At 71.8% G+C, this 12,376-nt stretch carries 14 protein-coding genes; 8 read left to right on the top strand and 6 right to left on the bottom strand.

Translation table 11 applies throughout. From position 1 onward, the window contains the following. Window positions 1–4: 4 nt before the first annotated feature. From ACFZDL_RS19925 to ACFZDL_RS19905, 5 genes are all read right to left on the bottom strand, one after another. Window positions 5–256 (bottom strand): gas vesicle protein GvpG, encoded by a 252-nt coding sequence (locus tag ACFZDL_RS19925; protein ID WP_353587631.1) that lies wholly within the window; start codon window positions 254–256, stop codon window positions 5–7. Window position 257: 1 nt separating this feature from the next. Next, a complete protein-coding gene (locus ACFZDL_RS19920) occupies window positions 258–1,019 on the bottom strand; it encodes a GvpL/GvpF family gas vesicle protein (RefSeq protein ID WP_353587629.1) in 762 nt (253 codons plus the stop codon). 4 nt (window positions 1,020–1,023) lie between these two features. Further along, complete coding sequence (gvpJ, locus tag ACFZDL_RS19915; RefSeq protein WP_353587628.1) at window positions 1,024–1,506, bottom strand: gas vesicle protein GvpJ; 483 nt, start codon at window positions 1,504–1,506, stop codon at window positions 1,024–1,026. A 68-nt stretch (window positions 1,507–1,574) separates the two neighbouring features. Further along, a complete protein-coding gene (locus ACFZDL_RS19910; RefSeq protein ID WP_353587626.1) occupies window positions 1,575–1,886 on the bottom strand; it encodes a gas vesicle protein in 312 nt (103 codons plus the stop codon). 60 nt (window positions 1,887–1,946) lie between these two features. Then, a complete protein-coding gene (locus ACFZDL_RS19905) occupies window positions 1,947–2,738 on the bottom strand; it encodes an FCD domain-containing protein (RefSeq protein WP_391191700.1) in 792 nt (263 codons plus the stop codon). Between the two features lie 212 nt (window positions 2,739–2,950). Here ACFZDL_RS19905 and ACFZDL_RS19900 point away from each other — a divergent pair, with 212 nt between their 5' ends. The 7 genes from ACFZDL_RS19900 to ACFZDL_RS19870 all read left to right on the top strand — a co-directional run bounded on the left by ACFZDL_RS19900 (window position 2,951) and on the right by ACFZDL_RS19870 (window position 10,561). Continuing rightward, window positions 2,951–4,360: an MFS transporter gene (locus ACFZDL_RS19900; RefSeq protein WP_353587622.1), complete on the top strand. Its 1,410-nt coding sequence runs from the start codon at window positions 2,951–2,953 to the stop codon at window positions 4,358–4,360. A gap of 40 nt (window positions 4,361–4,400) precedes the next feature. Beyond that, window positions 4,401–6,170, top strand: coding sequence for a dihydroxyacetone kinase family protein (locus ACFZDL_RS19895; RefSeq protein WP_353587620.1), 1,770 nt, complete (start codon window positions 4,401–4,403; stop codon window positions 6,168–6,170). Window positions 6,171–6,198: 28 nt separating this feature from the next. After that, window positions 6,199–6,684: a ribose-5-phosphate isomerase gene (locus ACFZDL_RS19890; RefSeq protein ID WP_353588134.1), complete on the top strand. Its 486-nt coding sequence runs from the start codon at window positions 6,199–6,201 to the stop codon at window positions 6,682–6,684. Then, entirely contained in the window at window positions 6,684–7,493 is an 810-nt protein-coding gene (locus tag ACFZDL_RS19885) for a triose-phosphate isomerase family protein (RefSeq protein ID WP_353587619.1), read from the top strand. Before ACFZDL_RS19890 ends, ACFZDL_RS19885 begins: the two co-directional genes overlap by 1 nt. After that, entirely contained in the window at window positions 7,493–8,302 is an 810-nt protein-coding gene (locus ACFZDL_RS19880) for a sugar phosphate isomerase/epimerase family protein (RefSeq protein ID WP_353587617.1), read from the top strand. Before ACFZDL_RS19885 ends, ACFZDL_RS19880 begins: the two co-directional genes overlap by 1 nt. After that, window positions 8,299–9,174 carry a phosphogluconate dehydrogenase C-terminal domain-containing protein gene (locus ACFZDL_RS19875; protein ID WP_353587615.1) on the top strand — a complete coding sequence of 292 codons (876 nt, stop codon included), beginning with the start codon at window positions 8,299–8,301 and terminating at the stop codon, window positions 9,172–9,174. Before ACFZDL_RS19880 ends, ACFZDL_RS19875 begins: the two co-directional genes overlap by 4 nt. A 184-nt stretch (window positions 9,175–9,358) precedes the next feature. Further along, entirely contained in the window at window positions 9,359–10,561 is a 1,203-nt protein-coding gene (locus ACFZDL_RS19870; protein ID WP_391191696.1) for an MFS transporter, read from the top strand. Between the two features lie 44 nt (window positions 10,562–10,605). Here the strand turns inward: ACFZDL_RS19870 and ACFZDL_RS19865 are convergent, their stop codons facing one another. Beyond that, window positions 10,606–11,097 carry a TetR family transcriptional regulator gene (locus ACFZDL_RS19865; RefSeq protein ID WP_353587614.1) on the bottom strand — a complete coding sequence of 164 codons (492 nt, stop codon included), beginning with the start codon at window positions 11,095–11,097 and terminating at the stop codon, window positions 10,606–10,608. A 112-nt stretch (window positions 11,098–11,209) separates the two neighbouring features. Between ACFZDL_RS19865 and ACFZDL_RS19860 the strand changes: the two genes are divergently transcribed. Beyond that, a complete protein-coding gene (locus tag ACFZDL_RS19860; RefSeq protein ID WP_353587612.1) occupies window positions 11,210–12,289 on the top strand; it encodes an FAD-dependent monooxygenase in 1,080 nt (359 codons plus the stop codon). Window positions 12,290–12,376: the final 87 nt, after the last annotated feature.

Below are 12,376 nucleotides of genomic sequence, written 5' to 3'. Positions count from 1 at the left end.
CGCCTCACCGGTGCCTCACGGGGAGGGACGGGACCGACCGCTCCAACTGATCCAGCAGCCGGTCCTCTTCCCGCTCGAACTCCTCGGGGCTGATCACCCCCGCCTCCAGGTCCTCGTTCAGCTCGGCGAGCCTGGCGCGCAGGACCGCCGGGTCGTGCAGCTCGTGTTCCGCGGCGTCCACCAGGCAGTCCGCGACCCAGATCACGCCCCGCACGGGCGCCATGGGGAGGAGGACGAGTCCGCTCAGCAAGCCCATGTCACACTCCGCTCGCCACGGCGTTCCGCCGGGGGGTGCCCGGGGCGGGGTCCACAAAGCTGTAGCAGGGCAGCGGCCCGGTGAGGCGCAGCTCGACATGGCTGCCGTGGGCCGCCGCGAAGCGTTCCACCACGGTCCGGAACCTGACCTCCGCGCTCCGGTCGAGGAGGAAGGAGACGTTGAGCACGCACCCCGGCACCTCCGGCCCCCGCACCTGTTCCACCGCCACCGCGGACACCTCCTCGACCAGCGCGGCCGACGCGGCGGCGGCCCGGCCGGACAGCCCCCGCGCCACGGCCTCGCCGAGCCGCACGCTGGCCTCGTACCCCGGGGACCGCCGCGCGGCGGCCCGCGCCCGGGCCACCTCGGGGTTCTCCCGGACCAGCGCGGGCAGCCCGGCCTCGACCGGCATGGCCTTCACGTTCATCTCGATCCGTCCGTCGAGACGGTCGAGCGCGGCGAGATAGGCGCGCTCGGACGCGGTCAACTGGCCCCGCACCGCCTCCTCGTCGGGAGCGATCATCCCGAAGCGCATGGGCAGCACCGGGCCGTCCACCGCCAGCGCCAGCACCAGGTCCTGGTGGGCGAGGAGGTCGCGCCGCCTGGCGCGCAGACCGGGCGGGGCGTCGCCGACCACGGCGGCCAGCTCCCCGGCGCGCAGCGTACGGACCGGGGCCGGGGCCGCGCCCACCCCCGTGCGGCCGGGCGGCACCGGGTGGCAGGCGCGGACGACGCCGTAGACGTACACGCCCTGTGCGGCCATGGGGTCAGTCCTCCTCGTCCTCGGTACGGCGGTGGCGGGGCCGGGCCGGTGCGCGCTCCCTCAGGCGGCGCTCCTCGTCCCGGCCCTCGCCCCGGTCCTCGTCCTCGTCCTCCTCGTCACGGCCGGTCACGGCCCTCTTGACCTTGCCGCCCACGCTCTCCACCGCCTTCTTGGCCGTCTTCTTGGCCGCCTTCTTGCCGAGGCCGGCCTTGCCCGCGCCCAGCAGTTCGGGCACGGTCGTGCTGCTGCGGTCGAACTCCAGGTCCAGGCGGTTGCAGGCCTCGGCGAAGCGGAGGTAGGTGTCCACGCTCGCCACGACGATCCGGGCGTCGACCTTCAGGATCTCGATGCCGACCAGGGAGACCCGCAGGAAGACGTCGATCACCATGCCGCGGTCGAGGATCAGCTCCAGGACGTCGTAGAGGTTGCCCGAGCGCGAGATGCAGACGACCTCGTCGGTGTGGGTGGGGGCGTAGGTGGGGGCCATGATCGGAGCGTCCTTTCGATGGCTCGGCCCTGGCCTTTGGCCGGATGAGCCCGGCCCGGCCCGGCCGGTCAGCAGTCGTCGGCCGAGCCGCGCCGGTAGCGGCGGACTCTCCGGTACTCACGGAGCTCGCCCCGCTCGTCGATGTCCACCTCGTAGGTGGCCAGCAGGCTGGTGGTGTCGGGGATCCGGGCGACCTCCACGACGTCCACGCTGACCCGCCAGCCGTCCTCGGTCCGGCGCACGGCGCTGACGCCCTCGGCGGGGTGGGTTATCAAAGCGGCGAGCCGTTCACAGGCATGGCCGGCCGCCTCCGCCGCGCCGTTCCTGCGGGGTGCGCGCTCCGCCTTCGGGGGAGCGGTGCGCCGCTCTCGCTCTGCCATGTGCCTCAGTCTGGTCACATGGCGCGCCCGCCGCGCTTTGAGATGGGCCGATCCGGTGGCTCAGCCCGAAGTGCCGCCCGGGGCGTCAGCCGGAGTGCCGCCCTCGCCCGCGCTCAGCGAGGACCACAGCCGCTCGCTCGCGCAGTGCATGTGCTCCGCCATGGCCCGCTCGGCCGCCTGCGGGTCGCGGTCGCGGATGGCCTGGAGGATCGCGCCGTGTTCCTTGAGCGTCCCGGCCACCGTGCCCTCGATGTCGCCCGCGCGCTCCATCCACACCTGGAGCAGCGAGCGGATGCTGTGGAGGATGTCGCTGAGTACGGAGTTGCGCGCGATGGTGGCGGTCTCCAGGTGGAAGGCGATGTCGGCGTCGATGAACGCCGTGACGTCGCCGCCCGCCTCCCGCATCCGCTCCAGGTGCGCCTCGAGCCGCTCGAGGTCCGCGTCCTCGGCGCGCTCGGCCGCCAGCCGGGCGGACATGGCCTCCATGAAGGTGCGCACCTCGACCAGGTCATGGGTGCGGCGCTGGCCGAGCATCAGCCCCCAGTTGATGGCCCGGGGCAGGAACTCCGAGGTCCCGGCGCGCACGTAGGAGCCGGAGCCGGGGCGGATCTCGATGATGCCGAGCACATCGAGCGCGGAGAGAGCACCCCGCACACTGGAGCGGGCGACGTTGAGAGCCTCGGCCAGTTGGCGCTCGGCGGGCAGCCGGGTGCCGGGCTTGAGATGGCCCTCGGACAGGTGGTCCAGCAGCCGCTTGGCCACCTCGCTGACCGACGACTCCCGGACGACCGGGCGCAGCAGCGCGGTGAAGTTCGGCTCGGGCTCGGCGCTCACGTGGCGTTTTCCCCTCATGGACTCGGGTCCTCGGACATACCGGCCCCCTAGTACATCACCAGCGGCGACGGCCCGGGGCGGCAGTGTTGCCGTAGGTGCCACAGGGTCGTCCGTCAAGGGTTTCAAAAGCGACACACATCACTTTGGTTAATTGGTGACCAATTTTCGGAGGGTGGCCTAGCGTGTAGCCACCCCACAGGACAATGCCGTCCGCTCAGTCAGGAGCCGCCATGGGTGCTGTCGCCCCATCCCCCGTCATACGGGACGTCGAGAGATCGGCCGTCAAGAAGGTCGCGCGGCGTCTCGTCCCCTTCGTCGCCCTGATGTTCTTCGTGAACTTCCTGGACCGGACCGCGGTCTCGTTCGCCGAGCCGAACGGCATGGGCGAGGACCTCGGCCTCTCGGCGGCTCAGTTCGGACTCGCCTCCGGCGTCTTCTTCATCGGTTACATCCTGCTGGAAGTGCCCAGCAACATGGCCCTGCACCGGTTCGGCGCCCGCCGCTGGCTGGCCCGGATCATGGTCACCTGGGGGATCGTCTCCCTGCTGTTCACCTGGGTGCAGAGCACCGGGCAGCTGTACGGGCTGCGCTTTCTGCTCGGCGTCGCCGAGGCGGGCTTCTTCCCCGGGGCGATCCTCTACCTCAGCCAGTGGGTCCCGGCCCGCCACCGCACCAAGATCCTGGCGCTGTTCTACCTGGCCCAGCCGCTGACCACGGTGATCGGCGCCCCGCTGGCCGGGCTGCTGATCAACCAGCACGGGGCGTTCGGCCTGGACGGCTGGCGCTTCATGTTCCTCGGGGTATCCGTCCCCGCGATCCTGCTCGGCGTCATCGCCTGGTTCTATCTGATCGACCGGCCGGCCGACGCGAAGTGGCTGACCCAGGAGGAGAAGGACTGGCTCACGGCCGAGCTGGCGCGCGAGAACGGCGCGAAGGCGGACGGCGCGAAGGCGGACGGCGGGCAGCGGACGGCCGCCGGGGGCGGCGGGCACGGCGGGCGCGGTGCGCTCAAGGCGGCGTTCACCAGCGGCCGGGTCTGGGTCCTCGCCCTCGTCTACTTCGGCTTCATCTACGGCCTCTACGCCCTGGCGTTCTTCCTCCCCACGATCATCAGCGGCTTCGAGGACCAGTACGGCACCGAGTTCTCCGTGCTGGACAAGGGCCTGATCACCGCCATCCCGTACCTCCCCGCCGCCGTCGCCCTCTTCTTCTGGTCCCGGCACGCCACCCGGCACGGGACGCGCGCCTGGCATGTCGCGGGACCGGCCGCGGTCGGCGGCATCAGCATCCCGCTGGCCCTGTACATGGGCTCCCCGAGCGCGACCATCGCGGTCATCACCGTCACCGCGTGCTCGATCTTCGCCGCCCTGCCCGTCTTCTGGTCGCTGCCGTCCCAGTTCCTCACCGGAGCCGCCGCGGCCGCCGGTATCGCCCTGATCAACACCATGGGCAATGTCGCGGGCTTCGCCGCGAGCTACATCACCGGCTGGCTCAAGGACTTCAGCGGCTCCTACTACCTCCCGCTCTTCGTCGTCGGCGGCTTCATGCTCCTGTCGTCCGCCCTGATGCTCTGGCTCTCCACCCGGCCCCTGCCACAGGCCGCGGACGCGGAGCAGGAGCTGATCGCGACCGGGCACTGACCGTCACCACCCCTCACCCGTGGCCCGGAGGCCGCCTGCCATGACTCGACTGTTCAACACCCCCGCCGCCTTCGCGGACGAGGCCCTGGAGGGCTTCGTCGCCGCCCACCGCAGATGGGTGCGGCGCGTCCCCGGCGGTGTCGTCCGCGCCACCCCCACGGCCCCCGGCCAGGTGGCGGTCGTCATCGGCGGCGGCTCCGGCCACTACCCGGCCTTCTCCGGCCTGGTCGGCCGGGGCCTGGCCCACGGCGCGGCGGTCGGCAACGTCTTCGCCTCGCCCTCGGCCCAGCAGGTCCACCAGGTGGCGAAGGCCGCGCACAGCGGCGGCGGCGTACTGCTGACCTACGGCAACTACGCCGGTGACGTGCTGCACTTCGGCCAGGCAGAGGAGCGGCTGAACGCCGAGGGCATCGACTGCCGGACGGTCGTCGTCACCGATGACATCTCCAGCGCCCCCGCCGAGGAGCCGGCCAAGCGCCGCGGGGTCGCCGGGGACCTCGCGGTGTTCAAGACCGCCGCCGCGGCGGCCGAGGCCGGCCTGCCCCTGGACGAGGTCGTACGCCTCGCGCGGCTGGCGAACGCCCGCACCCGCTCGTTCGGCATCGCCTTCTCCGGCTGCACCCTGCCCGGCGCCGACGCCCCGCTGTTCACCGTCCCCGAGGGCCGGATGGCGGTGGGCCTGGGCATCCACGGCGAGCCCGGCCTGTCCGAGGCCGCGGTGCCCACCGCCGACGAGGCGGCCGAGCTGCTGGTCTCCACGCTGCTGGCCGAACTGCCGGACGGGGTGGAGACCCCGCGCGGGCTGCGCGCGGGCGTGATCCTCAACGGGCTCGGCGCGGTCAAGTACGAAGAGCTGTTCGTGGTCTACCGCACGGTGGCCCGGCTGCTGGACGAGGCCGGCGTGGTGGCCGTCGACCCGGAGGTCGGCGAGCTGGTCACCAGCTTCGACATGGCCGGGGTCTCGCTCACCCTCTTCTGGCTGACCGAGGAGCTGGAGCCGCTGTGGACGGCCCCGGCCGACGCGCCCGCGTACCGCAAGGGGGCGCTGGGACCGGTCGCGGAGGTCGCCGAAGAGCGCGTCGAGGAGCGGGCCGAGGAAGAAGTGATCCTCCAGGCGAGCGAGGAGTCGCGCGCGGCGGCCCACACCGCGCTGGACGCGCTGGCCGCCGTCGTACGGACCGTCGACGAGCACGCCGACGAGCTCGGCCGCATCGACGCGGTCGCCGGCGACGGCGACCACGGCATCGGCATGCGGCGCGGCGCCGAGGCCGGGTACGAGGCGGGGCGCCGCGCCCTGGCCCTCGGCGCGGGCGCCGGCACCCTGCTGTGCCACGCCGCCGACGCCTGGGCCGACCGGGCCGGCGGCACCTCCGGCGCCCTGTGGGGCGTGATCCTGCGCCAGGTCGGCACCGCCCTCGGCGACACCGGCCGGCCCGACGCGGCCGCCGTCGCCACCGGTGTGGCCGCAGCCGCCGACGGCGTCATGCGGCTCGGCAAGGCGGAGATCGGCGACAAGACGATGGTCGACGCGCTGGTCCCGCTGGCCGGCGCGCTCGGCGAGGCCGTGGCCGAGGGCCGGCCCCTCGCCGCGGCCTGGGACGCCGCGGCCACCGCCGCCGAGGCCGCCGCCAAGGCCACCGCCGAACTCCTCCCGCGTCTGGGCCGCGCCCGCCCGCACGCGGAGAAGTCCCTGGGCACCCCGGACGCCGGTGCGGTGTCCCTGGCCCTGATCGCCCGCGCCGTGCACGGCGTACTCGCTGCGAAGAGACACCGAGAAAACCGAGAAAACCAAGAAAACCGAGAAAGCTGAGAAGGCTGAGATAGCTGAGATGGCTGAGATCAACGACAAGCTCCGTATCGTCGTCGGCTCCGACGACGCCGGTTACGACTACAAGGAGGTCCTGAAGAAGGACCTGGAGGCCAGCGAGCTGGTCGCCTCGGTCCAGGACGTGGGCGTGGACGCCGACGGCCACACCGCCTACCCCAAGGTCGCCATCGCCGCCGCCGAGCTGGTCGCGGCCGGCAAGGCCGACCGCGCGCTGCTGGTCTGCGGCACGGGCCTGGGCGTGGCCATCGCCGCCAACAAGGTCAAGGGCATCCGGGCGGTCACGGCCCACGACAGCTTCTCCGTCGAACGCGCCGTCCTCAGCAACAACGCCCAGGTCCTCACCTTCGGCCAGCGCGTCGTCGGCCTGGAGCTGGCCCGGCGCCTGGTGCGCGAATGGCTCACCTACCGCTTCGACACCTCCTCGGCCTCGGCGGCCAAGGTCGAGCTGATGTGCGCCTATGAAGAGGGCACGGTCGAAGAGGGCACGGCCGCCTGATGCCCCACCCCGTTTCGCCCTCCGGCTCCGTCACCCTCGGCGTCAGCCTCAAGATGTACTTCGGCCACCACGAAACGCTCAACTGGTGCCGTCGTATCGCGGCCGTCGCCGAACGGCACCCGGCCGTGACCGGCGGTCTGGCCGAGGTGTTCGTCCTCCCCTCCTTCCCCACCCTCGTCCCGGCCTCCGGCCTGCTGGCCGGCACCGGGGTGCGGGTCGGCGCCCAGGACCTGTGCGCCCATGACGCCGGCGCGTACACCGGCGAGGTCAGCGGCGCCCAGCTCAAGGAGATCGGCTGCGGCTACGCCGAGGTGGGGCACGCCGAGCGGCGCCGCCTCTTCCACGAGGACGAGGCGGTCGTGGCCGCGAAGACCGCGGCCGCGCTGCGAGGCGGCCTCACCCCCGTCCTGTGCGTCGGCGAACCAGAGCGCACCGACGCCGAGCGGGCCGCCGCCCGCTGTGTCGCCGAGGTCTCCTCCGCCCTCGCGGACGCCGAACGGGCCGGAGTCCTCGGCCCGCTCGTCGTGGCGTACGAACCCCAATGGGCCATCGGCGCGCCCGAACCGGCCTCGCCCGAGCACATCCGCGCGGTGTGCGCCGCGCTGTCCGCCTGGCTGGGCGGACGCGAGCCGCTGGCCGGCAGCCGCGTCGTGTACGGCGGCAGCGCGGGCCCCGGCCTGCTCACCCGGCTCGGCCCCGAGGTCGGCGGGCTCTTCCTGGGCCGTTTCGCCCACGACCCGGCGGCGTTCGAACAGATCCTGGACGAGGCGATGGCCCTGCACGGGACGCCTGGGGGAGGGAGCAGGTAATGGCCCTGGGCCTTGGCACCTACGCCTTCTTCTGGCAGATCTCCGGCAAGGCGCCCAAGCCGCTGACCCTGTCGGACATGCTGCACCGCACCCGCGACCTGGGCGTCGGCGTGTTCCAGATCTGCGACTACCCGCTGATCGAGACGTTCGACGACGCCGAGCTGGCGGACCTCCGCGCCCTCGCGCGGGACCTCGGCATCCAACTGGAGCTCGGCACCCGCGGGGTCCGCCCGCCGCATCTGCTCCGCTACCTCGACCTGGCGGACAAGCTGGGCGCGACCTTCGTCCGCTCCATGCTCAACACCCACGACCACCGGCCGACCGTGGACGAGGCCGTCGCCCTGCTGCGCGAGACGCTGCCCGCGTACGCCGAGCGCGGGGTGACGCTGGGCCTCGAGACATACGAACAGGTCTCCACCGACGACCTGCTGGCCGTCGTCACCGGCGTCGACAGCCCGCACCTCGGCGTCTGCCTCGACCCCGGCAACAGCGTGGCCCGCCTGGAGCGGCCCGCCGACGTCATCGACCGCACCGCCCCGTACGTGGTCAACATCCACGTCAAGGACTTCTCCTTCACCCGCCGCGACGGCTGGGTCGGCTTCACCTTCGCCGGCTGCCCGCTGGGCGAAGGCCTCCTCGACTACGGCCACCTGGTCGGCGCGGTCCGCCCCGAGGAGCGGGGCGTCCACCAGATCGTGGAGCACTGGCTCCCCTGGCAGGGCGGTTTCGAGGAGACCGCCCGACTCGAAGACGCGTGGACCAAGCACAGCGTCACCACCTTGAACACCCTGATGAGGAGCGCCCGATGACCACCCCCGCAGCCACCGAGCCCAAGACCGTCGCCGTCGTCGGCGCCGCCGGAAAGATGGGCCTGCGCGTCTCGGCGAACCTCGAGAAGAGCGACTTCCGCGTCCTGTTCAGCGAGAACTCCCCCAAGGGCCAGGAGATCCTGGCCGAGCTCGGCCGCGAGGTCATCGACTCCGCCAAGGCCGCGGCCCAGGCGGACGTCGTCATCCTCGCCGTCCCCGACCGCGTCCTCGGCGCCGTCTCCGAGTCCCTGGTGCCCCTCATGAAGCCGGGCTCGGTCGTCCTCACCCTCGACCCGGCCGCCGCCTACGCGGGTCTGCTCGCCCGCCGCGACGACGTCTCCAACGCCTGCGCGCACCCCTGCCACCCCTCGGTCTTCCTGGAGCGCACCACCAAGGAGGAGTGGGCCGACACCTTCGGCGGCATCGCCGCGCCCCAGGAAGTCGTCGCCGCCTTCGAGTCCGAGGACACGGCGGCCCGCGAGCTGACCGAGACCGTCATCCGCACCATGTACGCGCCGGTCGTGGACGTCCACTGGGTCACCGTCAAGCAGCTGGCGGTGCTCGAGCCCACCCTCGTCGAGACCATCGCCTGCATGGTCGGCGCCCTGCTGACGGAGGCGCTGCACGAGACCGTCCACACGGTGGGCGTGCCGGAGTCCGCCGCCCGCGCGATGCTGCTGGGCCACACACAGGTCGCCCTCGCCAACACGCTCAAGGGCGACAACCCGTTCTCCGACGCGTGCCTGATCGCGATGGACTACGGGCGTGAGTCGATCGTGCGCGACGACTGGAAGAAGGTCTTCCAGGACGATGAGCTGGACAAGGTCATCACGCGCATGCTCAAGATCAAGGAGATCCGCCGAGCGGCGTGAGCCGGTCCGGTCGGCGGTGCCGCCGGGGGCGGGACCGACCGCGAACGCCCCCGGCCGTCGGTGAGAAAGCGACATCATCCTCTGGGCCGCCGTTGGTGTCGTAATCCCGCCAGTACTTCGTCGGCGCTCTTGCTGAGCTGATGGCCGTACAGCTCAAGGAACGCCCGACAAAGAGCGGAAACTCATGCCCCCAGCTACCGCGGCCTCCCCCGGAACCACCGAATCAGCGAGTCGGTCCCCTCTGACTTCATGGCTGGCGGTGGTCTCGGTGATGTTGGGGATCTTCTCCATCGTCACCACGGAGATCCTGCCCATCGGCCTGCTGACATCCATCGGCTCGAGCTTTACCGTCTCGGACGGAATGGCCGGGCTGATGATGACCATGCCCGGGTTCCTGGCCGCGCTGTCCGCCCCTCTGGTCACCGCGGCCACAGCGCGAATCGACCGTCGGCTGATGCTGTGTGCCTTCATTCTCCTGCTGGCGATGGCCAACTTCCTCGCCGCGGCGGCCGCCGGCTACTGGCTCGTTCTCGTGTCCCGGGTGCTGGTGGGGATCACCATCGGCGGCTTCTGGTCCATAGGAGCCGGTCTGGCGAGCCGGCTCGTGCCGGCCGGCTCGGTGGGACGGGCGACAGCGGTCATTTTCTCATCGGTGCCCCTGGGGTCGGTGCTCGGCGTTCCCCTGGGGACCTTCATCGGAGACGCCACCAGCTGGCGGATGGCATTTGTGGTCATGGGAGTTCTGGCCGTCGCCGTCTTCATCGCGCTGCTCGTGGTGCTTCCTCCGCTCCCACCCGAGCAGGCCACCCGTCTGGCCGTGCTCGGCGGCATGCTCCGCAGCGTCAACACCCGCTTCGCGCTGGCCGTGACCTTTCTCATCGTGCTCGCGCACTTCGGGGCGTACACCTACATCAGCCCGTTCCTGGAGCAGGTCACCGGGGCGAGTCCCGGCCTGATCACCGTTTCCCTGTTCATTTACGGAGCCGCGGGAATCATCGGCAACTTCCTGGGCGGATCCCGCGCGGCCCGCTTTCCGCGCGCCACCTTCGCGGTCGCGGCGGCGATGATTTCCACCGCGACCCTGCTGCTGCCGGTACTCGGTCAAGGGCGAGCGGGCGCGATCGCCCTCCTGGTGATCTGGGGAATGGCCTACGGTGCCGTCCCGGTCTGCTCCCAGACGTGGTTCGCCAAGGCGGCGCCCCACGCCCTGGAGGCGTCATCCGTGATGTTCACGGCGTCCTTCCAGGCCACGATTTCCTTCGGGGCATTGGTGGGAGGCGTCATTGTCGACCGGTCTTCCCCTTCGACGGTCATGACGTTCGGAGGCGTGACCGCCGCTTTGATGGTGCTGGTCGCCTGGCGTTCTCATCTGACGCACGGGAAGTAGGAGATGCCGGGCCGTCGCCTCCCCGCAGGCATCAACCGATGCCGTCAGAGCTTGGCGGCGAGGGCGCGGAGTTCGGCGATCACGTCCGGGCCGGAGGGCGCGTGCTCCGGGTCCACCAGCCACTGCAGCATCAGTCCGGTCAGCAGCGCGAGCGGTACGGAGCCGCCGAGGCCCTCCCGTCCCTGGCGCTGCCCCTCGGCGAGGTGTTCACGTACCTCTGCCGAGCGTTCGGCCTGGACGACGGCTTCGAGCTGGGCCACCCACAGCGCGCGGTGGGTGGTGAAGCTGTCGATCAGCGCATCCCAGCGCTGCTCCGGCTTGTCCGTCGGGGTGTGACGGGCGAGCTCTTCGCCGAGCTCGTCCACCGCTGCCACGAGTGCCTGGGTGAGCAGCGCGTCCCTGGAGCCGAAGTGGTAGCCGATCGCGGCGTGGCTGACGCCGGCCGCCGCGGCGATGTCCCGGACGGTGGTGTGCGCCCAGCCGCGTTCGATCAGGCACTTCTTGGCTCCGGCCAGCAGATCCTCTCGGTTTCCCATGGCGCGCAAGCGTACCCGAGTCCTTGACCGAATGGTTCATCCATACGGTTCATCCACTTGGTTCATCCAAGCGGTTTGACCATTTGGTCAAGCCGTGGGTACGGTCCTGCCCATGGTGAAGACGAAGGTTCTGATCTCGGGGGCGAGCGTGGCCGGACCCGCCCTTGCTCACTTGCTGCACCGCGACGGATACGAGGTGACCGTGGTCGAGCGCGCGCCGGCCCTCCGGGACAGCGGGTACGCCGTGGACTTCCGTGGCGCGGCGTTCGACGCGCTGGAGGAGCTGGGCATCCTCGACGAGGTCCGCGCGCACGACACGAGGATGCGCGGCACCGGCCTGGTGGACGAGACGGGCGCCGAGGTCGGGCAGTTGCCCGCGGAGGCGTTCGCCGGGGAGCTCGAAGTGCCGAAGCGGGAGCTGACCCGGATTCTGCACGAGATCACCGCGAAGGACGTCGAGTACGTCTTCGACGACTCGATCACCGCGCTGACCGAGCACGAGTCCGGTGTCGCGGTCGAGTTCGAGCGCGCCGCGGCCCGCGAGTTCGACCTGGTCTTCGGGGCGGACGGGGTGTACTCGAAGGTGCGGCGGCTGGCCTTCGGCCCGCACGGCGAGGTGGTGCGCCACCTGGGCATGTCGGGTGTCGGGTTCACCACCGACAACTACCTCGGCCTCGACCGCAGCGGACTGCTGCAGCAGGCGGGGGACACGACGATCTACCTGTTCAGCTCGGGCGATCGGGACCGGCTCACCGTCAGCCTCTCCTTCGCCACCGACTCACCCGCGCTGGACCGGCGTGGCCGGGACGAGCAGGAGCGGGCGGTGCGGGCGGCGTTCGCCGGGCGCGGCTGGGAGGCGCCCCGGCTGCTGGAGGCGATGGCCGGCGCCGAGGACTTCTATTTCGCCTCGACCTGCCAGGTCCACCTCGACCGCTGGTCGCGCGGCCGGGTCGCGCTCCTCGGCGACGCCGGGTACTGCGCCGCGCCGACCAGCGGCATGGGCACCTCGCAGGCGCTGGTCGGCGCGCATGCGCTGGCCCGGCAGCTGGCCCGGGTGGGCGGTGGCGGTGACTACGCGGCCGCGTTCGCCGCGTACGAGGCGGAGCTGCGGCCGTATGTCGCCGAGAACCAGGCGAAGGGGCGGGAGGCGGCGGCGATGTTCGGCGGTGGGGGCGAGCCGGCGGGCGGATGAGCCGGGATCGCGCAAGGCGGCATCGCGTAAGGCGGCATCGTGGGGCCGCGGCCGCGGCCGCGGCCGGGGCCGGGGCCGGGGCGCGGC

The sequence above is a fragment of the Streptomyces sp. NPDC007917 genome (assembly GCF_042959105.1).
GTDB lineage: Bacteria > Actinomycetota > Actinomycetes > Streptomycetales > Streptomycetaceae > Streptomyces.
The sequence above is the reverse complement of the archived record's forward strand: the minus strand, read 5'-3'. Positions and strand labels throughout refer to the sequence as shown.